The following is a 23,189-nucleotide window of genomic DNA, read 5'->3' as shown; positions in this document are numbered from 1 at the left end:
AGAACACATCATTGATGGCCGGAAAAAAACAGTTTGGCAGAGCCCGGTGTGCCATTAACTTTTATGCTTTGTTTAGTGTTGATGGCTTCTGCCGGGACGACTCCTAAGCTATAATTTCAATTTCCATTCGTGCCCGGATCAGCTCCGGCACCGACCGCAATGACCAAATACGTATTTGTCACTGGTGGCGTGGTTTCTTCGTTGGGTAAAGGAATCGCGGCCGCTTCTCTTGCTGCCATTTTAGAGTCACGAGGCCTCAAGGTCACGTTAATCAAAATGGACCCGTACATCAATCTTGATCCCGGTACCATGAGCCCGTTTCAGCACGGCGAGGTCTTTGTGACCGACGACGGCGCAGAAACTGACCTTGACCTTGGCCATTATGAGCGCTTTATCAGCGCCAAGATGCGTCGCGTCAATAATTTTACCGCTGGCCAGATTTATGATTCAGTGCTCAAAAAAGAGCGTCGTGGCGATTATCTGGGGCGCACCGTTCAGGTCATTCCGCATATCACCAATGAAATCCAGACTTTCATCGAACGTGGTGCACTCGAAGGCACTTCCGAAGCGGTGGATGTGGCTATTGTGGAAATTGGCGGCACGGTGGGTGATATTGAGTCTTTGCCATTCATGGAATCGATTCGTCAAATGGGCTTGCGTAAAGGCCGCCAGTCGGCCTGTTATGTCCATTTGACACTGGTTCCTTTTATTGCTTCGGCAGGTGAGCTCAAAACCAAACCAACCCAGCATTCTGTCCAGAAACTGCGCGAAATTGGTATTACACCAGATGTCTTGCTGTGTCGTGCCGATCGTGAAATCCCAGCCGAAGAACGCGCCAAGATTTCACTCTTTACCAATGTGCAGGAAGATGCGGTGATTTCCGTCTGGGATGTGGACTCCATCTACAAGATCCCCATGATGCTGCATAACCAAAAGCTCGATGACATCATCTGTGCCGAATTGGGGCTGTCGGCCAAACCAGCCGATCTGTCCATGTGGAAAAACCTGGTGGAAGTGCAGGAGCATCCGCAACATCACATCACCATTGGCATGGTGGGTAAATATGTTGATCTGACGGAATCCTATAAATCACTGACAGAAGCCTTGCGTCACGCCGGGATTCATACCAATAGCCAGGTTGATATCGAATATATCGATTCTGAGCAGATTGAAACCGAAGGCACCAGTGCCTTGCAGCACTTTGATGCGATTCTGGTACCGGGTGGTTTTGGTAAGCGTGGTGTGGAAGGAAAAATTGCCTCGGCCAAATTTGCTCGTGAAAACAAGGTACCGTATCTGGGTATCTGCCTGGGTATGCAAGTCGCCTTGATTGAATTTGCACGCAATAAAGCGGGTTTGGCGCAGGCCAACTCGACCGAATTTGACCCCCATACCGAAAACCCGATCGTGGCTTTGATTACCGAATGGAAAAATCGCGATGGTCAGATTGAACAACGTGATGCCAATTCTGATCTGGGTGGCACCATGCGTCTGGGTGCACAAACCTGTTCAGTCAAGTCGGGTACTTTGGCTGCCAAAATTTATGGTGCCGAAGTCAATGAGCGCCATCGTCATCGCTACGAAGCCAATAATGAATTACTGCCCAAGGTAGAAGCTGCCGGTATGGTGGTTGCCGCACGCACACCGACCGAAGACCTGTGCGAAATCATGGAACTGCCACAAGACGTGCATCCCTGGTTCATGGGCGTGCAATATCACCCCGAATTCAAATCCACCCCGCGTGATGGTCATCCTTTGTTCATTTCCTTTATCAAGGCAGCTTTGGCTCAACAAGCACATACCCAGGAAAAGAAGGTCGCCTGATCTTGTTGAATGCAATTTCATTCGCTTGAATTATCTTTTATTGCTGATACGGACATTGTGAGTAAATGGCTATCAAGTATTTATGTTGTAGTGTTTGTCAGGAATCAGCAAGGAGCGCAGCATGAAATTATGTGGCTTTGAAATTGGTTTGAACCAACCTATTTTTTGATAGCTGGGCGACAGCAGAGCGTAGAGCAGGGACCCCAAAGGGGATGCGACCGCGGTGCCGGATGCGGAACAGCAAGGAGACTAGTATGAAATTATGTGGCTTTGAAATTGGTTTAAATCATCCCATCTTTTTGATAGCTGGGCGACAGCAGAGCGTAGAGCAGGGGCCCCAAAGGGGATGCGACCGCGGTGCTGAATGCGGGACAGCAAGGAGCGCAGCATGAAATTATGTGGTTTCGAAATTGGTTTAAATCATCCCATCTTTTTGATTGCTGGGCGACAGCAGAGCGTAGAGCAGGGGCCCCAATGGGGATGCGACCGCGGCGCTGGATGCGGGACAGCAAGGAGCGCAGCATGAAATTATGTGGTTTTGAAATTGGTTTGAATCATCCCATCTTTTTGATTGCTGGCCCCTGCGTCATCGAGTCCCGTGAAATGGCGCTCGAAACAGCCGGTATGCTTAAGGAAATCACGGATGAAGTGGGCATTCCTTTCATCTATAAATCTTCCTTCGACAAGGCCAATCGCAGTTCTGGCAGTACCTTTCGTGGTCCGGGCATGGAAGCAGGATTGGCAATTTTGGCTGAAGTCAAAAAACAGATTGGTGTGCCGGTCTTGACGGATATTCATGACATTCCTGAAATCAAGCCGGTTTCTGACGTGGTGGATGTATTGCAAACGCCAGCTTTCTTGTGCCGTCAGACCGATTTCATTCGGGCCTGTGCGCAATCGGGCAAGCCGGTCAATATCAAAAAAGGCCAGTTTCTGGCACCCGGTGACATGAAAAATGTCATGCAAAAAGCGCGTGATGCTGCCCGTGAAGCCGGTTTGCCGGAAGACAACTTCATGGCTTGCGAGCGTGGTGTATCGTTTGGCTATAACAATCTGGTGTCCGATATGCGTTCACTGGCGATCATGCGCGAAACGGCTTGTCCAGTGGTATTTGATGCGACGCATTCAGTGCAGTTGCCGGGCGGTCAGGGCAGCAGTTCGGGTGGTCAGCGTGAGCATGTGCCGGTACTGGCGCGCGCTGCGGTAGCAGTTGGCGTGGCTGGTTTGTTTATGGAAACCCATCCCAATCCGGCAGTCGCCAAGTCCGATGGCCCCAATGCCTGGCCGTTGCCACGTATGAAAGAATTGCTGTATACGCTCAAGGAACTGGATACCCTGGTCAAGAAAACCGGTTTCATTGAAACAACTTTATAAGCCAAATGACAAAAAACTGCCTCGGCAGCGTCACCTTCAACAGGTAACATGCTTGGCTGAAATATTTCTCTATCCCTAACTTTGATCAACCAAGAAGGAAAATAAATGAGCGCAATCGTCGATATTATTGGTCGCGAAGTGATTGATTCACGCGGTAATCCAACTGTCGAGTGTGACGTTTTGCTGGAATCCGGTGTGATGGGCCGTGCGGCCGTGCCATCCGGTGCCTCTACCGGTTCGCGCGAAGCCATTGAGCTGCGCGATGGTGACAAGTCCCGCTACATGGGCAAAGGTGTTCTGAAAGCCTGCGAAAATATCAACACCGAAATCTCCGAAGCCATCATGGGCCTGGATGCGGCTGAACAAGCCTTTCTGGATCGTACCCTGATCGATCTGGATGGTACTGACAATAAAGCCCGTCTGGGTGCCAATGCCACGCTGGCTGTGTCCATGGCGGTGGCCAAAGCGGCTGCCGAAGAAAGCGGTTTGCCACTGTATCGTTATTTTGGCGGTTCGGGTGCCATGCAAATGCCGGTGCCAATGATGAACGTGATCAACGGCGGCGCTCATGCAGACAACAACCTCGATTTGCAGGAATTCATGATTCTGCCAGTTGGTGCACCTTCATTTCGTGAAGCACTGCGTTATGGCGCAGAAGTGTTTCACACACTGAAAAAACTCCTGCACGACAAACACCTCAGCACCGCGGTGGGTGATGAAGGTGGTTTTGCCCCTTCCTTGCAAAGCCATGAAGCTGCCTTGAAGCTGTTGATGGAAGCAATTGAAAAAGCCGGCTATGAACCGGGCAAGCAAGTGGCGATTGGTCTGGACTGCGCGGCCAGCGAGTTTTATAAAGATGGTGTTTATCACCTCGAAGGTGAAGGCCTGAAATTGTCCGCCACCGAGTGGACCAATATGCTGGCTTCCTGGTGTGACAAGTACCCCATTATCAGCATTGAAGATGGGATGCATGAAGGTGACTGGACCGGTTGGGAAATTCTGACCAAAGAGCTGGGCAAAAAAATCCAGCTGGTCGGTGACGATCTGTTTGTGACCAACACCAGAATCCTGAAAGAAGGTATTGAGCGCGGTATCGCCAACTCGATCCTGATCAAAATTAACCAGATTGGCACTTTGACCGAAACTTTTGCTGCCATCGAAATGGCCAAGCGTGCTGGTTATACCGCGGTGGTATCGCACCGTTCCGGCGAGACCGAGGATTCAACCATTGCCGATATTGCGGTAGGGATGAATGCGCTGCAGATCAAGACCGGTTCCATGAGCCGTTCTGACCGTATGGCCAAGTACAATCAATTGTTGCGTATTGAAGAAGATCTGGGTGATATCGCCACTTACCCTGGTCGTTCCGCTTTTTACAACCTGAAGTAAAATCAGTTGTAACAGTGTTAAAGGTGAGGTTGATCCTCACCTTTTTCTTTGGACATTCCTTACCGCTACAATCTGGCTCATAGTAAGGTTGTAACGGTTAATCCTGACATTCCCATTATTGCGATTTCATGCGTCTGATTACTCTGGTTCTGGCTGCTTTGCTTGTACTGATTCAGTACCCTCTCTGGTTTGGCAAGGGCGGCTGGTTTCGGGTGTGGGAGCTGGATAGCAAGCTGGCAACCCAAAACAAGATCAATGAAGGTTTGCGCGATCGTAATGCCCGCCTGGAAGGCGAAGTCCGTGATCTGCGCGAAGGTAAAGGGGCCATTGAAGAGCGGGCGCGCTATGAGTTGGGGATGGTCAAGGAAGGTGAAGTCTTTGTGCAAATTCTTGAGGCGGGTAAAGCGCGTCGGCCAGTCTCACCCATCGAGTCCAGTTCGGCAGGCAAGGCCTTTTTGAACAGCGGCAAACCGGATGATGCTGCCACCGCTACTGCGACTCAAGCCACTCATGGAGCCGCCAACACGGCGGATAATCCTACGGCCAATCGTTCCGCAAATGCGTCTGCCACACCTGGCAATACCACCCACTAATGCAAGTTAAGGGAATGCCTGGCATTCCATTACCCTTTCCCATTGATTTATGGGGGACCTATGATTGAATGGCTGACTACACCTCTTTGGGTACTGGGCAGTTATGCCATGACGCGCCTGGAAGCCATCACCACTGTGCTGGCCTTGATTGGTATCTGGCTCAATACTAGGCAGTCACTCTGGGCCTGGCCAGTCAATATTGCGGCAATTTTATTAAGTATGGCGCTGTTTGCGGTCAATCGCATTTATGGCGATATGGCATTGCAAATCTATTTTCTGGTTGCCAGCCTGTATGGCTGGTATGCCTGGTTACATGGTGCCAAGGTCGAAGATTCAATGTTGCAAGCCCGACCATTGACCGTTTCCTGTTTGAGCAAGTCACAATGGCTGATTTTGCTGATGATCTGGGGCATGCTTTGGGTGGTGCTCTATCAGTTATTGGCGCGCCATACCAATACCGATGTGCCAAGCTTGGATGGCATGACCACTGCCGGGTCGATCATTGCACAGGTGTTGCTCGCGCGTAAAAAAATTGAAAACTGGTTGCTCTGGTTTGTGGTGGACGTGGTGTATGTGGGCTTGTATCTGATCAAGTCCCTATGGCTTACCGCCGGTTTGTATGGCGTATTTTTATTATTGTGTGTGCTCGGCTGGCAGCGTTGGCGTGCCGATCAACAAGCGCGTGGCAATGTGGTGCTGGCATGAATGTGAAAAAAATTTTACTGCTGGGCGCGGAATCCACCGGCAAGACGACCTTGGCGCAAGCATTGGCCAGGCATTATCAAACCAGCTGGGTGGGTGAGTATCTACGTGAATTTGTGATTGAACAGCAGCGCTTGCCGCAACCCAGTGAGCAACTACCTATTGCACACACTCAAATTGCGCATGAGAGCGTAGCCCTGGCGACTGCGCAAAATTATCTGTTTTGCGATACCGGCCCCTGCATGACGGCGCTCTACAGTGCCTACTGTTTTGGTGAGTGTCCGGCTGAGCTCACGAACTTGGCGCAACAACATCGCTACGATCTGGTCTTGGTGACCCATACTGATATTGCCTGGCAGGCTGATGGCATTCAACGCGATAGTCCGGCCGCACAGTTGGCAATCCATCAACACTTGCTGGCCTTATTACAAGACTGGGGTTGGGATTACACGCTGGTGAGTGGCACTGAAACAGCCCGGCTGGAGCAAGTGACCAGCTTGCTCGATAGCCGTTTTGGCTTGAGTCCCGCATCGCCTTAAGGTTGGCGCAACCGTTGGCAATTGCTTGTAGTTGATTGATTTAGTAAGGCCAGCCGTAGTAACCAAACGGCACGCCAACACTGAAGCCACCTCGCCAGCCACGGCCACGATGGCCGCCACCATAATAGGCATAAGGTTGAATCACGGGTGCCCAACCGTAATAGCCACCACCATAGCCATAATAAGGGTAGCCGTAAGCTTGACGATCCAGTTGTTGTTGTCTTGCTATTCGCGCATTTTCGGCATCACGTTCCTGATCTTTCAACACCTGCGCATTGATCTGGGCAATCCGTTCTGCTTCTTGCTGGGTGATTTGCGGTGCGGGCGTGGCTGATGGTTCTGGTGCCAGACGGGTAATCCGTGGAGGGCCCGGCGGTACCGTTGTGCAGCCCACCAAAAGCAGCGTCAGTCCGATTGATGCCAGGCTCAAAGGCTGTGCTGCGGTTTTTGAAAAAATCGCCAAAGAATTGGATTTTTTAAGGAGTATCTTCATTATTTGCCTTATTCAGTGCGTTATATATAGGTCTTAAAATATACATATTGGGAGTATATTTAAGGTAAAACCTGTCGCACATGAGCGCACTTAATGATCAACTGTTACCCTTGGGGTTGCTGATCTGGCACCAGGAGGAAGCAACTGCAACCCTGGCACCATGGCCGGATGGCTAATGGCGCTGGGTTTGCGGGCTTGCCACACCCTCGGTGAGGGTAATCGTGCTGAACAATTGCGCACAGTCGACGGCATCGAACTCATATCTTTGATTACAGAAATCACAATTAATTTCCACTGATCCACGTTCTTCAAGCAAACCTTCAATTTCAGCCATGCCCAGCATCTTCAGCATACTGGCCACCCGTTGCCGTGAACAACTGCAAGCAAAGTGGGGCTTGCCAGGTTCTGAACTCTGTGCAGGTTCTTGCCAAAACAGTCGATGGGCAATGGCTTCGGCATTGAGCTGCAGCAATTCTTCCTGTTTGACAGTCTGGGCCAATTGATTAACGCGGTTCCAGGTGTCGGCGTCGACAACGGTATTCAATTGTCCGCCTTCGATAGGAATTTTTTGCAGCAATAAGCCAGCAGCACGCATGCTATTGCTGGTCAAAATCAGACGGGTTTCCAGTTGCTCGGATTGCGCCATATACAGCTCAAGAATCTGCGCGATGGATTGCAAGGGCTGCTGATGTTCGTCCACCAAGGGCACAATGCCCTGATAAGCCGTCTGGCCGGGCATTTTGTCCTTGGGGTCGAGCGTAATGGCAAAGCGACCTTTGCCATGCCGGTTGATCAAGTCAGACAAGGGCGTATCAGCGCCGATAGCAACGGACTCGTCATACTTGGCGGTGGCACGCATGGATAAATCGGAATTGCACTCCACCACCAGCAGGCTGACCGGGCCGTCACCATGCAATTGCATGATCATGGCACCATTGAACTTGAGATTGGCTGACAGCAAGGCCGCTGCCGCCATCATCTCACCCAGCATTTGCTGAATCGGTCGTGGGTAACTGCGCCGTCGCAACACTTCTTGCCAGGTGGCTTCCAGGGTGACGATTTCGGCACGTACCGGTGCCGCATCAAATAAAAATTTATGAAGAGTATCGCTCATTAGCCAATCTTGATCAGGCTGGTTTTATAGGCTTGGGCACGTTCCACGTAGTGCAGGGTGTTCTTGTGGATTTTGGCGACATCTTCATCGGATAAAATCCGCACGACCTTGGCCGGTGTGCCAACCACTAATGAGTTATCGGGAATCTGTTTGCCTTCAGCAACCAGGGCACCTGCACCAATCAGGCAATTTTTACCGATCACGGCACCATTGAGGATAATTGCCTGAATGCCAATCAGTGAGCCTTCGCCAATGGTGCAGCCATGCAGCATGGCCTGATGGCCGACACTGACGTTATCACCAATGGTCAGTTTGCAGCCAGGATCGGTGTGCAGGACGGCGCCATCCTGTACATTGCTGTTGCTACCGACGACAATGGGTTCATTGTCGCCACGCAGTGTAGCCGTTGGCCAAACGCTGCTATTGGCCTTGAGTGTGACATTGCCGATAATATTGGCGCTGTCAGCCACAAAGGCCGAGTCGTCGATTTGCGGAGCAATATTGCCTAATTGGTAGATTGACATACAGATAACCGAAATGAATGAACCCCTATTTTACGCCGATGCCAGGTAATTCACCTTTCAATACCTTACACGATCTCAACAAAGCGTTACCGCTGCGTCAAAAAGCCCTTGACTTGCTGATTGAATCCGATCCAGTACAAAAATGTTTAGGAGTACAGCAGCTCCACGAAGCGTTGATGGTCAATCCCTCTATGTCGGACGAATTGGTGACCTATGTTGAACCCATCGGTTTACCGGGCCGGCCTGACAAGCCCGAACTGGTTGAGCCCTTAAAGGTCAAGTCGCGCAGTATGGTGACGGTGGAAGGACGCGCCGCACTCATTCATGCCTTGGCGCATATTGAATTTAATGCCATCAATCTGGCGCTGGATATGGTTTGGCGTTTTACGGGTTTGCCGCTGACTTTTTACACCGACTGGCTCAAGGTGGCGGCAGAAGAGGCCTATCACTTCACACTTCTGCAAAATCATCTGATCAGTCTGGGGTTTGATTATGGTTATTTCCCTGCGCATCATGGTTTGTGGGAAATGGCCGAGAAAACCCGTGACAATCTGCTGGCGCGCATTGCCCTGGTGCCGCGTACCCTGGAGGCGCGCGGGCTGGACGTGACGCCTGCGATTCGTGCCAAGTTGCATCAGGCTGGGGATCATGCCGTGGCCGCAATTTTGGATATTATTTTGCGCGATGAGATTGGTCATGTCGCGGTCGGCAATCACTGGTTCAAAACACTGTGCAAGGAACAAGGGTTGAGCACCATCGCCGCTTACGCACAATTCGCTGCACAGTATGAGGCACCGCGGCTGCGTGGCCCGTTTAATCTGACAGCGCGGCGCGAGGCCGGCTTTGCCGAAGATGAGCTGCAGGCTCTACAGCAGACACTGCAGATTTAAAGCGAAGAGCACAATGCCCATTTATGGCAGACGGGTAGACAGACGGGCATTGCAGCGTAAAAATTCAGATTTTGATTAAATCAGGATTCAATCAAAACCATTTTCACCGTATCAGGTCTGGCCGGATCATGGACTTCGGTGTTAAACGCAATCTGGGTACTGGTTTTGGTGCCAATATTTTTAAAAGCATGCGCTACACCAGCAGGAAAGGTGAAACGCTTGATTTCATTGTCGGCAAGGACCACTTCATGGGTGGTTTCGCCTTCACGATAGCGTACTAACGTAGCGCCAAAAACCGTGATCAATTCGCGACCAGCAATATGATAATGATTGCCGCGCACCCGGCCTGGCTCGGTGAGGGTGACATGCACATTACCCTGGCTGGTAAGCTCATGGTCATTCAAGGGTTCAAACAAAACACCGTTGTCATTGATGACGGTGCGCAAATCTTCAATCAGTACGGTCATGGTCGCGCTTCAAGATAAAACCATAGTTTAAACGGAGTTGTCGATATCACGTAGCGAGCTTGAGAATCATATGATTTTCATACAAGGACTCAACAGCTAGACAAACCAGGCAGACAAACGCATTTGCCTATCTGCCTGAAACAGGCTCAGGCAGCTTGGCTGGTCTCTAATTCTTCAACCGCACTTTCAATAGCGCGACTCAAAATCGGTTGACCATTGAGTACGGTGGCCAGGCCGTTACGTAAATCACTGGCCAACTCAAGCGGGGTCTTGACCAGGGCATCATAGCCTTGTCGGTTGGTCATCAAAAAGCGTGAGCGCATCGGGCTGATCCAGGTCAGACGAAAGTTCAACGTGAGCATGCCTTGTGGTGTTTCACGCTGATATTCCAGCCAAACGCCGCGCGCCATGCTATCTACCAAGGCATCATAGGCATCACGTATGATGGGTGGCTGCTCATCTTTTTTGCTTTGCAGTCGATGCGTGACGGCACGCCGTGCCATCAGTTCGGCGTGCTTGAGTTGATGCGTTGCCGATAATTTAAAGGCATAGCGGACCACTGCGGCATGGCGTTCCACCAGTGCCGCCATGAATTTGGTCCGTGCAGGAAAATCAATGCTGATGGTATCCAACTGTTCGTTCAGGCGTTTGACCAGAACGGGCAGCAAGTCGAGCAGTTTATTGCGTTCGTCCACACTGGTCTTGGGTTGCACACTCCAGATCAGGTCATCCATGACTTTGAGTGAATCAGGCCAGCCCATGGGGTCATCGGCCTGATGCATATAGGCGTGCGCCAGTACCGGCAGCCACATATCGTCCAGGAAATCGTCGAGCATGCTTGATACTTCACCCGAGGCTTTGCGAGACTGAATTTCGCGGTGAGCGGCTTCGTAGGCCAGCTTCTGGTTTTCGGCCAGCAGTTGTTCGCTGACATTGGGCTCAATGATGATCTCGATCTCTTCCTCTTCTTCTTCGAGGAAGGTTTCGAGCTGGCCGATACATTGTTCAAACAGACCCAGATCATCGGTAAATTCGTTTTGAATTTTCTGGGTGATATCCGATATCAACACATAGAGTGGATCATCCATCCCATTGGCACGAATCCAGCCGACACCGGCTTTGCCTAACAGGTTGATCAAGCGGCGTGCCGGATGACTTTCCTGAAAGAAAAAATTGCGATCCAGCAGAGCGGCTTTGAGTACCGGAATTTGCAGCTGTCCAATCAAAAACTTGATTTCAGGTGGTAGCTGACGGTCGCGGAAAATAAAATCAAACACATGCGCCAGCAGATTGACCATCGGCGCATCCATTTCGCTGAATGTATGTTGATTGTTATTTTTGCGTAATTCGTGCAGCACATTGGGCTGGCTCAAGGTGGGCTGGAGCGGATGGCCCGCATCAGGAGAGCTGTTACCTGCCGATTGCCCGGTGGTTTGAGCGGCAGCACGAAAGCGTTGCTGCAAATTGGTTAAGAACTGGATCATGCCGCTATCAACCATGAGCGGTGCGGGTGGCGGATTGATCATGAAACTCATGGTGTTGAGCAACTGACTGGCCTGATTCAGCGATGGCATGATGGTCGGCATGGCCATGGGATGATTGGCAGCCTGACCCGTCAACAAACGTTGCAAACGACCCAGCAGTGATTGTTGGGCCGCCATATCGGTGGCCGGTGCATTGGCACCACCAGGGGGCAGGTTGTTGTTAAGCTGATCAACCCGAATCTGGGTGACTTCAAAGGCCTGGGTACGTTCACGACGATAAGTGTCGATATGCTGCGGCAAGATGCCTTCACCAATCAGGCAATCATTGAGCAACTGATAAATGGGATTGAGGTTGATATAAACATGGGGCGTGAGCAGGCGCAAAACAATCAGCGTGGACTCATCGGCATGTTCGTCAAAACTCTGCCAGGCATTGGCCATGGCGCGAAAGAAGACTTCAGGCCGAAACGGATTGTCGGCAATGCTGAAGTCTTTATTTTTAAATAAAACCGATAAGCGCAGATTAAGACTACTTAAAATATCGCCCAGATTGTTTTCTGCAGCACGTGCCAGATTACCCAAAATCACCGTCATTTCCATCTCGGACATGGACACCAGCTCGGTATCATCGAGCGAAAATTCCTGATTGACGGTGGGTGTAAATTTTTTGACGATCTCGCCATGAATGACATCAGTCAATTCGCGGCGCAACATATCAGCCAGCGCATCGGCATTTTTATGGATGGTGGTATAGCGATACATGCAGATACGTGATTCTTCCGGCCGAATCGTGCTGTCAGCATGCGCCAGCAAGGCACCTTGCAAGCGTTCCAGCATGGCGGGGATATCGCGGCTGAAGGCACCTGCTGCGCTATGCGCCAATCTTTGCAGTAACGCAAATTCCTCGTTAATTTCTCTAGATTTTTTTTGCATGATTTCCGCTTAATGTAAGAGGCGTCGTTGCATCAGTGGTCTTTTTTGCCACCATTTTTTATCTCCGCGGCTAATTTAACGCGCCCCCATTTTCGGCGTACGAAACATTTGTAAGTGAATTTAAGTGAACCAGTGGTTTACATGAAATACTTCACAGCTTTCAATGCAACGTATTGGTTTGTTTTTTGGTGAAGCGATGAAATTGGGCCGTTAAACTATTTGTATTCACTTCAATCCAATGGTCAAGATGAGGTAGTCGATGCCTGTTAAGCTGCTTTCAATATGACAAGTTTTTGCCTAAAAGTGGATTAAATCTTGAAAAATCAATACTTAAAACGATTTGCAGGCAGACCACGAGTCCAAGCCGATTTTCAATCTGTCTCCTTGCCAGTCATCGTGGCATCATTGGGGTGGCAAAACTGGTTGATCTCATTTTTGCTTTTACCAGCCTGGTCGGCTCAGGCACAAATCAACCAGACCGATTTATCCCGTTGCAAAGCGTTACGCGATGATGCACAAAGGCTGGCTTGCTATGATCAAGTTGTTGTTGAAAAGACTGATAGCACTCTGCTTCAAAGTAGTGAAATCCAGGCCAATCAATCAAAACCGGGCATTGATGCTTTACCCGATTTGGCACCGTTGCCACCAGCCAAGCCCAATGCCCTGTTCACACTTGATCCGCACAGCAAGACCGTCAGTACCGCCAGCTTTTTGACACGCATGTGGGAGCTGGCGCCGGAGGAAGAGGATCCTACTTTCACGTTCAAATCCCATCGGCCGATTTATCTGTTGCCGGTGTTTTATTCCACTTCAACCAACAACGTGCCATTCCGTTCAACTCTGGGTGAAGTGCAGGGACTGGATGGTGGCCTGCAGCGATCCGAGGTGAAGTTTCAGGTCAGCTTCAAGACCAAGGTCATCAAGAGTCTGTTCCCGGGAAATGGTGATTTGTGGCTGGGTTACACCCAGCAGTCATACTGGCAGTTTTATAACCGCAAAAATTCGGCGCCGTTTCGTGAAACCAATTACGAGCCCGAAGCGATGCTGGTTTTTAAAACGGACTATCGCTTGCTGGGCTGGGATGCGCGCATGCTCAATATCGGGTTGGCGCATCAGTCCAATGGTCGGGGCGGTGATCTGTCGCGCAGCTGGAATCGTGCTTATGTACAACTCGGTCTGGAAAAGGGCGCTTATTCGCTGTTCATCAAACCCTGGTGGCGTCTGCCCGAAAAGTCGGGCGATGATGACAATCCCAATATTGTCGATTATGTGGGGCGTGGGGAAGTGCTGGGCGTGTATCAACGCAATGGACAGCAATACACCGTGACCTGGCGCAATAATTTCAGACCGACCAATAATCGTGGCTCATTGCAGTTTTCCTGGGCCTTTCCGATTGAAAATCGGCTCAAGGGTTATGTGCAGGTGTTTCATGGCTATGGTCAGAATCTGATTGATTATGACTACAAACAGACTTCGGTTGGCTTTGGTATTGTGATCACTGAATAAGCCATTTATTGTTACAGTGATTGTTTTTAATATACTCCCTGATTACTTTGATAAAATTAGCTGCTTAAGTGCGTATTTGTTATGCTTAATTTTATACAGGTGGTTAGTATATTAAATGTGGCTTTATGCTAACGGTCTGCCCCATAGCTTGTGCTATCTTGCGTTTCCCCTTTTTCTTATTTCCCTCGATGTTCAAATTTCGTTTGGCGATGGTTCTGGCCAGTGGTTTACTGGCTTCCTGTTCTTTTTTGCATAGCAATGTGTCTGCTCCGGTAGTGACCAGCACGTCGGCTAGCAGCAAGACGGCAATGGAGTCTTCGGGGGTTAATCCTGCTGTGGCGACCGATAAACCTGTTTTGTCCGAAGCCAATTCGCCGGTACCCCTGCCAGACGTGCATATCGTGACGCCAATATTGGTTAAGCCAAGCAAGCCGACCGAGTCAACGACGACCAAGCCGATCAAGATTGCCTTGGCATTGGGTGGCGGTGCCGCGCGTGGTTTTGCACATATTGGTGTGATCAAGGCGCTGGAAGCACAAGGGATTGAGCCGGATATGATTGCTGGCACCAGCGCGGGCAGTGTGGTGGGCGCGTTTTACGCTTCCGGTCTGAATGGTTTTGAGTTGCAAAAGCTGGCCACCAAAATGGATGAGGCCACCATTGCCGATTGGGTACTGCCGTTTGGTAATCGTGGTGTGCTCAAGGGCGAGGCATTGCAGGATTATGTGAACAAGGTGCTCAAGAACAGGCCGATTCAAGCGCTGAAACGACCGCTGGGGATTGTCGCCACCGATTTGCAATCCGGGTTGCCGGTCCTGTTTCAGCGTGGTAATACCGGCATGGCGGTCAGGGCTTCGTCAAGCGTGCCGGGCGTGTTTCAGCCGGTGCGCATCAATGGTCGTGACTACGTGGATGGTGGTCTGGTTGCGCCCGTACCCGTGCGCGCCGCCCGTAAGATGGGCGCTGACTTCGTGATTGCGGTGGACATTTCATCGCGTCCCGATGCCGCCAATGTCAAAGGCACGATGGACACCATGCTGCAGACCTTTACCATCATGGGGCAATCGATCAGCCAGTATGAAATCAAGGAAGCCGATATCGTGATTCGGCCACTGCTCAATGGCGTGGCCGGAACCGACTTTACTTCGCGTAATGTGGCCGTTTTGGCCGGTGAACAGGCCACAGCGGTGCTGATGAAAGAAATCAAGGAAAAGCTGGCTGAGCGCCAAGCGGTAGCCAGTAAAGAATAAGCCAGCAAAGTAGGAACAATGCGGTATAAGCAACACGGCCTGATCAGTCAGGGGTGACCAGTAAAAACGCAATTGACACAATTATTGGTATCCTTGGTCAGCGCTGTGTTGGCCGACAATGAAAATGCCCGCATCACAGCGGGCATTTTCATTGTATTTTCTTGTATGTTGATGCGATTGACGATCGTGTTTATGGTTGCGCCTCTTTCACGCGGCGAGCGCCTTCGTAGCGGCTTTGCCAGTAAGGAATATCCATGCTTTCAACCCGAACTCGACCACCGGAGGAGGGGGCATGCACAAACTGGTTATTGCCCAGATAAATGCCCACATGTGAAAACGCATTGCGCAGCGTATTAAAAAATACCAGATCACCCGGTTTGAGTTCTTCCTTTTTGACCGATGAACCCAGATTGCTCATCTCAACCGCACGGCGCGGCAAAAGCAGGCCAAACGTATCATGAAACACTTTGCGTACATAACCGGAGCAGTCAAAACCGGTTTCCACCGACGTACCACCATAGGTATAAGGGACGCCGATATAGTGGAGTGCCTTGCCGACAATATTATTGGTTGTGCTGCCAACCGACGAAAAAAAGCCCGAGGATTTTGACTCGGGCTGGATCTCGGGATAGGGCGCGCTGGCTTTGGCCGCTTCCAGAATCGTGCCTTGGGAAGGGTTGCTCACCATCGGCGTTGCTGCTGCGACGGCATTATTGACCAGATTGCTGATAGCCCTGTCATTGCTGTGCTCACCCAGTTTGTCATTGGCCTGAATGTTGGCAATCAGCGAGTCCAGATTGGCGGCTGATTCCGTCGTGGCAGGAGCCGGTGACATGACATTGGGCAAGACTACATTGGGTAAAGCGCTTGGTGCCGTAACGGCTTTGGCAGGCAGCGGGGCGTGAGGCGAGTGACTGTCAGCGACTTTTTTGCCATGAGCCATACCTAACTTGGCTGGTGCTTTGGATTTGGCAATCACACTCGTCGTGGTTTTGGATTTGGCAGAGACTGTTTTGGTGATTTTGACAGGTTTGGCATGGACAGCAGGTGCACTCAACAAAGTGGCGAGGAACAGACTGCCCATTACCTGGCGCTTGCCAGAAAGTGCCAAGCGTTTAGCAGTCCAGGCGCTTGGCAAGCCACCAGATGGACTAGTCCGTGTCGAATTCTTTGTCATTTTTTTCTGCATGAACGCGAAGATAGGTGATTTATTTCATGCTGTCAAAGAGAAGTTTCCCCAAAGTACCTGAAGAGCTGTCATCGGTTTGTCATCTGGCAGTACCGTTCTGCCAAAGCGGTATTGGGAGTATAAAAAATGATGCAGTAAAAACGCACCTGAACTACTATAAATAAGCTTATACCCTTGATGAGTATCACTTATGCTGGCCATTTTTCAACGCACAATCCTGTTATCTTTTTTAACAATCTATTCATGCGTGAGTGGCGCGGTCGAGTCTTTTACAGCGTCTGCCTCTGCATCTTCCGGCTGGCAACCTGGTATTGGTCGCGTACTGGTACAGATTATCTTGTTACCTCCCACTGCCTGGCTATTCTGGTTGCTGATTGGTGCGTTATTGCGCTGGCTTGGACAGCGTCGCGCTGCTGTGCGGCTCAAGCGGCTTGGCACGATTGTGCTGGTGCTGACTTTGGTGCTGACTTATTTAGGCAGTACCAAGTTTTTTGCCTATCGCGCCATGGCTGCGCTGGAAGAAGGCCCCTGGCTTGATTTACAAACGCCATTGGCAGGCCAGACGGATACGCCACCACAGGCGATTGTGGTACTGGGCGCCGGGCGTTCGCGGACGCCCACCGAATATGGTGCTACCAATATCCGCTTTTTTACCCTGGAACGAGTCCGTTTTGCTGCGCGCCTTTATCACGCCACGCATTTGCCGGTGCTGGTTTCGGGCGGCAACCCCGAACTGCCGGGCGCCAGCGAAGCCGAGTTGATGAAACAGGTACTGGAACTCGAATTGGCCACACCCGTCAACTGGATGGAAGGGGCGTCCAATACCTCGGCGGATAATGCCGCTTTTTCGGCGGCTTTACTCAAGCAGGCTGGCATTGGCCGCGTATTTTTGGTGACGCACGGCTGGCATATGCGTCGTGCCAAACAAGAATTTGAGCAAGCCGGATTGACGGTGCTACCAGCGCCTTGTGGCCGTACCGGTTACGATGGTGTGTATCTGGCCGATTTCATTCCACATCCTGAAGCGATCCTTGCTAGTCAGATTGTGGTACGTGAAGCGATTGGGTTGTTCTGGTATTTTCTGGCACCAAATCTGGGCTTGAGCAAAACCTGAGCACAGTTAACAGTCAGCACATTCCCGATTGCGCGCCCGATTGCCTCACGCAGCGGGCTCGGTGCCAGGCCTGGCACCGGACTTTTATCTTTAACAGAAGAAAGGATGTCTGCCATGCTGAGTAAAAAATACCTGACCAGTGCCGATACCAAATTAGTGCTCGCTGCTGCTGAAGCTGAAGCCATCAACCATGGCTGGGCCGTGAGCATTGCGGTGGTGGATGATGGTGGGCATCTGCTGGGCTATATCAGACTCGACAATGCACCGCCAATGAGTGCCTTGATGGCACCTGAAAAGGCGCGCACTGCGGCACTGGGCAAACGCGAATCCAAAGTATATGAAGATATGATCAATGCCGGCCGTACTGCATTTCTTTCGGCACCACAGATGGCTGGTTTGCTCGAAGGCGGCGTGCCGATTGTGGCGGACGGACAGGTGATCGGTGCGGTGGGGGTGTCAGGTGTGAAGTCCACCGAAGATGCGCAAATTGCCAAGGCAGGTATTGCTGCGCTGGGACTTTAAAGCGGTTTGCGGGATAATCAGGGGTTACGCCTGCTGCTTGATCAGGCGCTTGGTCAATGTCGTGTTGACGAGAGCCTGCTCGATAGACGGCCCAAGACTCACATTACTTACATTAACCACTTACCAACCCATTTTCATCTTCAATTATTCATGCTTGCTGCCCTGCATAATGCGCTGTACCCGCTGACCCGCTCCCTATTGTTCAAGATGGATGCCGAAGAGGCTCATGCGCTGACGCTCAAATCGCTCAGCACTTTGGCCGCAACTGGCCTGGCCAATCTGGCGTTTGAGTCGGTACCAGCCAATCCCAAAACGGTGATGGGCATTACCTTTCCCAATCCGGTGGGTTTGGCGGCCGGTGCCGATAAAAATGGTGAATGCATTGCCGGCTTTGCGGCCCTGGGTTTTGGTTTTATTGAGTTGGGTGGCGTGACACCACGGCCACAACCTGGCAATCCCAAACCGCGCATGTTTCGCTTGCCTGAAGCGCAGGCGGTGATCAACCGCTTGGGTTTTAATAATCTGGGTGTGGATCATCTGGTCGCCAATATTGCTGCCTGGAATGTGGCTGACCGTACCCGGTGCATGCGCAGTCGGCCGGTGATCGGTGTCAACCTGGGTAAAAATCTGGATACGCCGCTGGACAAAGCCGTCGATGATTACCTGCATTGTTATGGCAAGGTCTATCCGCATGTGCAATTTGCCACCATCAATATTTCTTCACCCAACACCGCCAATTTGCGGCAACTACAAAATGAAAACGAGCTGGCGCCCATCATGCGTGCCATGAAGGAAGCGCAGGCGAGCCTGGCCGACCAGCATGGTCGTTATGTGCCGCTGGCGGTCAAGATTGCCCCGGATCTGGATGATGAGCAGGTCAAAGTGATTGCCGACTTGCTGGTTGCCCACAAAATGGATTCGGTGATCGCCACCAACACCACCATTGCCCGCGACAAGGTAGCAGGTCTGGTGCATGCCAATGAAATCGGTGGCTTGTCCGGTGCGCCGGTGCTGGCGGCTTCCAATGCCGTGATTAGCAAACTCGCACAGCATTTGCAAGGCGCGGTGCCCATCATTGGTGTGGGTGGAATCTTGAGCGGCGCAGATGCCCAATCCAAAATAGATGCTGGCGCGAGTCTGGTGCAGTTTTATACCGGACTGGTTTATCGTGGCCCGGCATTGGTGGCCGAAGTGGCAAGCGCCTTGCGATGAGAAGGCTATCGCCAAGTTATTAGGCTCTAGAACAAGAGCGTGTAAACGTTTAATTCTGAAATATTTTAAATTTCAATATGCAATGCCCGACAGATGCATTGTTATGCAATCTGGAAAAAATTGGCTCGATACGATCGTTGGTTTTAACGACGCATTTATTGTTTGATCCTGTCTTGTATTGTGTGACACGCATCTCCAGTTTGAGTGTCACAGCAGATACGTCAGCATGCCACCCAATGCACACAGGCTGATCAACAGCGACAGCAGCCTGATTTTATGCAGTTGGCTCCAGAGCAGCAGACCACTTATGGCGAGCAGGATCAGGCTACCGGCGATGGTATCGGACAGCAATACCCAGAAGGTGTTGACGCCGGTAGCCATGTGCAGCCGGATCAATGTACCGATCAGATTGGCATCCTGATATTCGACCTTGACAAACTGGTTACCTAAAAAGTATTCGGCATTGATCATATGCTGCGGGTTTTGCAGATTGACACTCCAGCGTTCTGGTTGACGAACCTCCTGTTCACCCCAGATGACGGTTTTGGCTGGATCAATCTTGTTCCGATTTTGCAGAACAGGATAACCAGTCTGACTGCTCAGCCAGTTTTGCAGCTGTTCAATGTTTTTAAAACCACCCTCAGGCAGGGCTAGTTGTGCATGCGACTGTTTGACCTTCTCAATCGGTATTTTCAGGATGGCGCGATGATTCATCAGAATACCTGTTGCACCAAAGATCAGACCCAGTGCCGCACCCCACAGACCCAACCATAAATGAATCTGGCGTAACCACCATAAAAAGCGTGAACGTGCACTACGCTTTTTTTTGTGAGGTGGTGTGATTGAGGGGGCAATAAGGGGAGAAGATGACGGTGCTGTGTGAGACATGGCTATGTACGATGTAAAAATAAATTTTGAAGAATGATTCGACAATCTTTGCCATCAGCAAACAACTTCAGTTTCTGTCTGACGGTTTGATGATTCAATCATCAATGTGCCTGAGCGGGTGGCATGGGCTTGGCCGGCAAGCCTTTGGCCATGACAAAGCTCAGGGTAGTGCGATGGCGTTTTGCCGCAAAAGGTTGGTCCTGCCATTCACCTGCTTCGTTTTCCATATGGGTGATTTCAAGGACATAAGTGCCGCGCCAAGGCGCATGAATATGAATCAGACCCTGTTCATCCGTATGATGTTCCTGGGTCCATAGATTGGGTGCGATCACCGTCACCTTGGCTTTGGCTAAAGGTGCCTGATTTAGATAGACCTTGAAGGTGGTGCCTGCCTGGTCGACTGGCAAAATGTCGAGTGCCATGACCGGTTCTTCGACAAGCGTTATTGGCCAGTTGACAAAGCGGGCATGAAACAGTGGACGCACCACACCCAGATGGTATTTGCTCAGATCCATCACGTCCTGTTCCAGTGCTTCGGCGGTGATCTGCTGATTATTGCCGAGCTGGCCGAGCAGATAGCCATCGGCGGTTTTTTCGGCATGTATCGCTTCTGACTGATCCTGCCTGAGCCAGCGCCATGCCAGTGGCGGCTTGATATTGTCCAGTTTGCCCGGACTGGTTTCGATCAGCGCATTTTCGGCCTCACCAAAACGTAATATCAGATTGCGTGCCGGGCCATTGCCGTTGCCGGAACGATCAATCCACAAGGCATGGGCATTGACTGCCATGGGCGAGTTCAGTATGCAGAGCAGCAGGGCCGAGAATTGCAGATGGTATTTCATGATGGTTCCTTGTATTGAAGGGTTAAACATTGCCAATAAAGCGAATTGGATTGAAATGAATCGGATTCAATGAAATATCCTCATACCGTTGTTTGTCGATAAGTCGCAGCATGGATGACCTTGGAATGGGCCCGATGCAGGATGACGATCAACACCCGCATCGAACCGATTCATCAGAACGACTGCCGCAGGCTCAGCATGATATTGCGTGGTGCACCGGGAATATTTAAGTTGGGATTGCTGCCATGGCCTGAAATGATGTAGCCGCGATCAAACAAGTTGTAGAGATTGAGTTGCAGAGTGGTCTTGTCAATACGGTATTGCAACATCGCATCCACTGTGGTGTAGGCTGGCAGAGTGACAGTATTGCCCGGGTTGGCAAAACGATCGTCTACATAATTCAGACCCGCGCCATAGGTAAAGCCATTCCCCAGTTTTTGCGTCATCCAGAAGTTGACACTATGCTTGGGGGTGATGGTGGCGCGTTTGCCTTTGACCGGTTGACCGGATTCAATCGTGTTGGATTCGATGACTGTCGCATCAAGATAGGCGTAGCCGGTAGTCAGGCTGATGCCATGCCCCACTTCACCGGTAAATGTCAGTTCCAGACCATCGGTACGTTGAGTGCCGATTGGAATCAGCTTGGCTGGATTACTGGGATCAGTGGTTTTGATATTGGTGCGCTCCAGACGAAACAGGGCGGCCGTCACACTGGCCTTGCCGTTGAACAGCTCATACCTGGCACCAATTTCCTGATTGGTGGTTTTTTCCGGTGCGGTGTCGGCGTTGTTGGCGGCCAGGGCAAAGCTTTCGGCCGAGGGTTGGAATGAACGGCTCACTGAGGCGTAATACGACTGTACGCTATCAGGTTGCCAGACCAGGCCAGCGCGTGGACTCCAGGCATTGTCGGTACGTGCCAGATCGGGCTGGTTGATGCGTTGTTCGTCAGTGTCCTGTTCAAAGCGGTCACGCCGCAGGCCAAACAGGGCTTTCCATTGCGTGTTGAGCGAGATTTGATCCTGCACATAGAGTGCGGTGGTTTTCAGGCGGGTCAGGCTGTCACCGGCCGGGTTGCCAGCAATGGCAAAGGGCAGGGTAGGCAATACCGGGTTGTACAGACTGACGGTGACCACCGTGCCAGCCGAATAGTTGAGCACATCCTTGTTTTGCTGACCGAGCTCAAGCCCATAAAGCAGCTCGTGCTGGGTGCTGCCCCAGGCAAATTTCTGGGTCAGTTCCGACTGGTTGAAGACACCGTGTTCCTGGCGATAGATATTGGAGCGGGTCAGTCCGACAGTTTTGGCTACGCTGTTGACGGTACCGCTGGGTAGCGTATTGTTGCGGTCGAGCACATAGTGATAGGCGCGCGTGGCATTGCGAAAAGATAAGGACGCATCAAAGCGATGATTCAATACCGCGCTCAGTGAGCGAACCCGTGACTGGTTGTAGTCCACCTGGGCGGCATTGGCGGCCCCGTAGTAGGTACCGGGGTCGACGTCAACCGGACGGCCATTGATGGCAGGAATGCCAAAGTCGGTCAGACGTCGATCTTCCAGATAATCGGCTTGCACCAGCAATTGCGTCTGCGGGCTGAACTTAAATAATACCGAGGGCGAGATGGCCTTGCGGTTGATGAATTGCTGCTGGCGATAACTGCCACCTTCTTCGAGTGCACCGGTCAATCGCCAGGAGACAATGCTGTCGTTCTTGGCGCTGCGGGCCAGATCAAACTCACCCCGCTTGTTGGACCAGCTGCCCAGACTCACTGCCACTTCGGTCAGATCAATCCCCGGCTTTTTATTGACCCGGTTAATCAGGCCACCCGATGATCCACGGCCATACAGCACGGCGGCCGGGCCCTTGATGACTTCGACCCGTTCCACATTGGACAGATCACGAAAATACAGTGCATCGTCACGAATGCCATCAACAAACTGATCGGCAATGGCGGTAAAGCCGCGAATAAACACCTGGTCGCGCTGACCATCACCGCTGCTCTGGCCAATACCAGGAATGTTTTTCATGACGTCTTGCATGGAGCGTGCGCCACGATCCTGCAATACCTGTTCGGGTACAACATTGATGGTTTGTGGAATGTCACGCAGCAAGGCCTCGCTTTTGGTGGCGGTGCGGGCGCTGGGCGTGTGATAACTCTCTTCTTTGGCTTTGCTGCTCTTGACCCTGACTTCAGGCAGACTGTTTTCTGTTGGTTTCTGACTGGTTTGTGCATGCACTGCCGTCATGCCCAGTCCGAGCAGCATGGCAATGGTCAGACTCAGCGTGCTTGGTGTGAAGCTGGCTGGTAAGGTGAGAGATACGTTGTTTTGATGTTTGATGGCC

At 51.3% G+C, this 23,189-nt stretch carries 21 protein-coding genes; 12 read left to right on the top strand and 9 right to left on the bottom strand.

The features are described from left to right. The first annotated feature begins 159 nt into the window (after nucleotides 1-159). The 6 genes from ACMYR3_RS10770 to ACMYR3_RS10745 all read left to right on the top strand — a co-directional run bounded on the left by ACMYR3_RS10770 (nucleotide 160) and on the right by ACMYR3_RS10745 (nucleotide 6,421). Complete coding sequence (locus ACMYR3_RS10770; protein WP_424191955.1) at nucleotides 160-1,824, top strand: CTP synthase; 1,665 nt, start codon at nucleotides 160-162, stop codon at nucleotides 1,822-1,824. Between the two features lie 522 nt (nucleotides 1,825-2,346). Then, nucleotides 2,347-3,198: a 3-deoxy-8-phosphooctulonate synthase gene (gene kdsA, locus ACMYR3_RS10765; RefSeq protein ID WP_424196476.1), complete on the top strand. Its 852-nt coding sequence runs from the start codon at nucleotides 2,347-2,349 to the stop codon at nucleotides 3,196-3,198. A gap of 105 nt (nucleotides 3,199-3,303) precedes the next feature. Further along, nucleotides 3,304-4,587 carry a phosphopyruvate hydratase gene (gene eno / locus ACMYR3_RS10760; protein ID WP_424191954.1) on the top strand — a complete coding sequence of 428 codons (1,284 nt, stop codon included), beginning with the start codon at nucleotides 3,304-3,306 and terminating at the stop codon, nucleotides 4,585-4,587. A gap of 128 nt (nucleotides 4,588-4,715) precedes the next feature. Beyond that, nucleotides 4,716-5,180 (top strand): cell division protein FtsB, encoded by a 465-nt coding sequence (gene ftsB, locus ACMYR3_RS10755; RefSeq protein ID WP_424191953.1) that lies wholly within the window; start codon nucleotides 4,716-4,718, stop codon nucleotides 5,178-5,180. 60 nt (nucleotides 5,181-5,240) lie between these two features. After that, the gene (gene pnuC, locus ACMYR3_RS10750) at nucleotides 5,241-5,885 is read left to right on the top strand and encodes a nicotinamide riboside transporter PnuC (protein WP_424191952.1); all 645 of its coding nucleotides are present in this window, start codon (nucleotides 5,241-5,243) and stop codon (nucleotides 5,883-5,885) included. Then, entirely contained in the window at nucleotides 5,882-6,421 is a 540-nt protein-coding gene (locus tag ACMYR3_RS10745; protein WP_424191951.1) for an AAA family ATPase, read from the top strand. The genes pnuC and ACMYR3_RS10745 overlap by 4 nt, the downstream gene beginning before the upstream one ends. Before the next feature lie 40 nt (nucleotides 6,422-6,461). Here the strand turns inward: ACMYR3_RS10745 and ACMYR3_RS10740 are convergent, their stop codons facing one another. The 3 genes from ACMYR3_RS10740 to ACMYR3_RS10730 form a co-directional block, all read right to left on the bottom strand. Continuing rightward, a complete protein-coding gene (locus tag ACMYR3_RS10740; protein ID WP_424191950.1) occupies nucleotides 6,462-6,914 on the bottom strand; it encodes a hypothetical protein in 453 nt (150 codons plus the stop codon). Between the two features lie 172 nt (nucleotides 6,915-7,086). Next, nucleotides 7,087-8,028, bottom strand: coding sequence for an Hsp33 family molecular chaperone HslO (gene hslO, locus ACMYR3_RS10735; RefSeq protein ID WP_424191949.1), 942 nt, complete (start codon nucleotides 8,026-8,028; stop codon nucleotides 7,087-7,089). Further along, nucleotides 8,028-8,552: a gamma carbonic anhydrase family protein gene (locus ACMYR3_RS10730; protein WP_424191948.1), complete on the bottom strand. Its 525-nt coding sequence runs from the start codon at nucleotides 8,550-8,552 to the stop codon at nucleotides 8,028-8,030. The genes hslO and ACMYR3_RS10730 overlap by 1 nt, the downstream gene beginning before the upstream one ends. A gap of 17 nt (nucleotides 8,553-8,569) precedes the next feature. Between ACMYR3_RS10730 and ACMYR3_RS10725 the strand changes: the two genes are divergently transcribed. Next, nucleotides 8,570-9,442 carry a ferritin-like domain-containing protein gene (locus tag ACMYR3_RS10725; protein WP_424191947.1) on the top strand — a complete coding sequence of 291 codons (873 nt, stop codon included), beginning with the start codon at nucleotides 8,570-8,572 and terminating at the stop codon, nucleotides 9,440-9,442. A gap of 80 nt (nucleotides 9,443-9,522) precedes the next feature. Here the strand turns inward: ACMYR3_RS10725 and ACMYR3_RS10720 are convergent, their stop codons facing one another. Together ACMYR3_RS10720 and ACMYR3_RS10715 are read right to left on the bottom strand one after the other, a co-directional pair. Continuing rightward, complete coding sequence (locus ACMYR3_RS10720; protein ID WP_424191946.1) at nucleotides 9,523-9,909, bottom strand: hypothetical protein; 387 nt, start codon at nucleotides 9,907-9,909, stop codon at nucleotides 9,523-9,525. A 146-nt stretch (nucleotides 9,910-10,055) separates the two neighbouring features. Then, nucleotides 10,056-12,326, bottom strand: a complete 2,271-nt coding sequence (locus ACMYR3_RS10715; RefSeq protein WP_424191945.1) for a DUF1631 family protein — start codon at nucleotides 12,324-12,326, stop codon at nucleotides 10,056-10,058. Between the two features lie 315 nt (nucleotides 12,327-12,641). Here ACMYR3_RS10715 and ACMYR3_RS10710 point away from each other — a divergent pair, with 315 nt between their 5' ends. Together ACMYR3_RS10710 and ACMYR3_RS10705 are read left to right on the top strand one after the other, a co-directional pair. Continuing rightward, nucleotides 12,642-13,832, top strand: a complete 1,191-nt coding sequence (locus ACMYR3_RS10710; protein WP_424191944.1) for a phospholipase A — start codon at nucleotides 12,642-12,644, stop codon at nucleotides 13,830-13,832. A 308-nt stretch (nucleotides 13,833-14,140) separates the two neighbouring features. Then, nucleotides 14,141-15,082, top strand: coding sequence for a patatin-like phospholipase family protein (locus ACMYR3_RS10705; protein ID WP_424196474.1), 942 nt, complete (start codon nucleotides 14,141-14,143; stop codon nucleotides 15,080-15,082). A gap of 190 nt (nucleotides 15,083-15,272) precedes the next feature. On the opposite strand, the gene ACMYR3_RS10700 is transcribed toward ACMYR3_RS10705, so the two are convergent. Next, nucleotides 15,273-16,259 carry a C40 family peptidase gene (locus ACMYR3_RS10700; protein ID WP_424191943.1) on the bottom strand — a complete coding sequence of 329 codons (987 nt, stop codon included), beginning with the start codon at nucleotides 16,257-16,259 and terminating at the stop codon, nucleotides 15,273-15,275. 202 nt (nucleotides 16,260-16,461) lie between these two features. Between ACMYR3_RS10700 and ACMYR3_RS10695 the strand changes: the two genes are divergently transcribed. The 3 genes from ACMYR3_RS10695 (at nucleotide 16,462) to ACMYR3_RS10685 (ending at nucleotide 19,119) form a co-directional block, all read left to right on the top strand. Further along, nucleotides 16,462-17,385, top strand: coding sequence for a YdcF family protein (locus ACMYR3_RS10695; protein WP_424191942.1), 924 nt, complete (start codon nucleotides 16,462-16,464; stop codon nucleotides 17,383-17,385). A gap of 114 nt (nucleotides 17,386-17,499) precedes the next feature. Further along, complete coding sequence (locus ACMYR3_RS10690) at nucleotides 17,500-17,907, top strand: GlcG/HbpS family heme-binding protein (protein WP_424191941.1); 408 nt, start codon at nucleotides 17,500-17,502, stop codon at nucleotides 17,905-17,907. 162 nt (nucleotides 17,908-18,069) lie between these two features. Further along, a complete protein-coding gene (locus ACMYR3_RS10685; RefSeq protein ID WP_424196472.1) occupies nucleotides 18,070-19,119 on the top strand; it encodes a quinone-dependent dihydroorotate dehydrogenase in 1,050 nt (349 codons plus the stop codon). A 207-nt stretch (nucleotides 19,120-19,326) separates the two neighbouring features. On the opposite strand, the gene ACMYR3_RS10680 is transcribed toward ACMYR3_RS10685, so the two are convergent. The 3 genes from ACMYR3_RS10680 to ACMYR3_RS10670 form a co-directional block, all read right to left on the bottom strand. Continuing rightward, on the bottom strand, nucleotides 19,327-20,007 hold the full coding sequence (locus tag ACMYR3_RS10680; protein WP_424191940.1) for a PepSY-associated TM helix domain-containing protein: 681 nt from the start codon (nucleotides 20,005-20,007) through the stop codon (nucleotides 19,327-19,329). Between the two features lie 101 nt (nucleotides 20,008-20,108). Then, entirely contained in the window at nucleotides 20,109-20,849 is a 741-nt protein-coding gene (locus ACMYR3_RS10675) for a hypothetical protein (RefSeq protein ID WP_424191939.1), read from the bottom strand. A gap of 173 nt (nucleotides 20,850-21,022) precedes the next feature. After that, nucleotides 21,023-23,092, bottom strand: coding sequence for a TonB-dependent receptor (locus ACMYR3_RS10670; protein WP_424196470.1), 2,070 nt, complete (start codon nucleotides 23,090-23,092; stop codon nucleotides 21,023-21,025). Nucleotides 23,093-23,189: the final 97 nt, after the last annotated feature.

This window comes from Ampullimonas aquatilis (genome assembly GCF_049675895.1).
GTDB lineage: Bacteria > Pseudomonadota > Gammaproteobacteria > Burkholderiales > Burkholderiaceae_D > Ampullimonas > Ampullimonas aquatilis.
This window is presented reverse-complemented; position numbering and strand designations above follow the sequence as displayed.

Coding starts and splice junctions, on each gene's coding strand:
- ACMYR3_RS10770 (WP_424191955.1), top strand. CDS start 160: ATGACCAAATACGTATTTGTCACTGGTGGCGTGGTTTCTTCGTTGGGT.
- kdsA (WP_424196476.1), top strand. CDS start 2,347: ATGAAATTATGTGGTTTTGAAATTGGTTTGAATCATCCCATCTTTTTG.
- eno (WP_424191954.1), top strand. CDS start 3,304: ATGAGCGCAATCGTCGATATTATTGGTCGCGAAGTGATTGATTCACGC.
- ftsB (WP_424191953.1), top strand. CDS start 4,716: ATGCGTCTGATTACTCTGGTTCTGGCTGCTTTGCTTGTACTGATTCAG.
- pnuC (WP_424191952.1), top strand. CDS start 5,241: ATGATTGAATGGCTGACTACACCTCTTTGGGTACTGGGCAGTTATGCC.
- ACMYR3_RS10745 (WP_424191951.1), top strand. CDS start 5,882: ATGAATGTGAAAAAAATTTTACTGCTGGGCGCGGAATCCACCGGCAAG.
- ACMYR3_RS10740 (WP_424191950.1), bottom strand. CDS start 6,914: ATGAAGATACTCCTTAAAAAATCCAATTCTTTGGCGATTTTTTCAAAA.
- hslO (WP_424191949.1), bottom strand. CDS start 8,028: ATGAGCGATACTCTTCATAAATTTTTATTTGATGCGGCACCGGTACGT.
- ACMYR3_RS10730 (WP_424191948.1), bottom strand. CDS start 8,552: ATGTCAATCTACCAATTAGGCAATATTGCTCCGCAAATCGACGACTCG.
- ACMYR3_RS10725 (WP_424191947.1), top strand. CDS start 8,570: ATGAACCCCTATTTTACGCCGATGCCAGGTAATTCACCTTTCAATACC.
- ACMYR3_RS10720 (WP_424191946.1), bottom strand. CDS start 9,909: ATGACCGTACTGATTGAAGATTTGCGCACCGTCATCAATGACAACGGT.
- ACMYR3_RS10715 (WP_424191945.1), bottom strand. CDS start 12,326: ATGCAAAAAAAATCTAGAGAAATTAACGAGGAATTTGCGTTACTGCAA.
- ACMYR3_RS10705 (WP_424196474.1), top strand. CDS start 14,141: ATGGAGTCTTCGGGGGTTAATCCTGCTGTGGCGACCGATAAACCTGTT.
- ACMYR3_RS10700 (WP_424191943.1), bottom strand. CDS start 16,259: ATGACAAAGAATTCGACACGGACTAGTCCATCTGGTGGCTTGCCAAGC.
- ACMYR3_RS10695 (WP_424191942.1), top strand. CDS start 16,462: ATGCTGGCCATTTTTCAACGCACAATCCTGTTATCTTTTTTAACAATC.
- ACMYR3_RS10690 (WP_424191941.1), top strand. CDS start 17,500: ATGCTGAGTAAAAAATACCTGACCAGTGCCGATACCAAATTAGTGCTC.
- ACMYR3_RS10680 (WP_424191940.1), bottom strand. CDS start 20,007: ATGTCTCACACAGCACCGTCATCTTCTCCCCTTATTGCCCCCTCAATC.
- ACMYR3_RS10675 (WP_424191939.1), bottom strand. CDS start 20,849: ATGAAATACCATCTGCAATTCTCGGCCCTGCTGCTCTGCATACTGAAC.
- ACMYR3_RS10670 (WP_424196470.1), bottom strand. CDS start 23,092: ATGACGGCAGTGCATGCACAAACCAGTCAGAAACCAACAGAAAACAGT.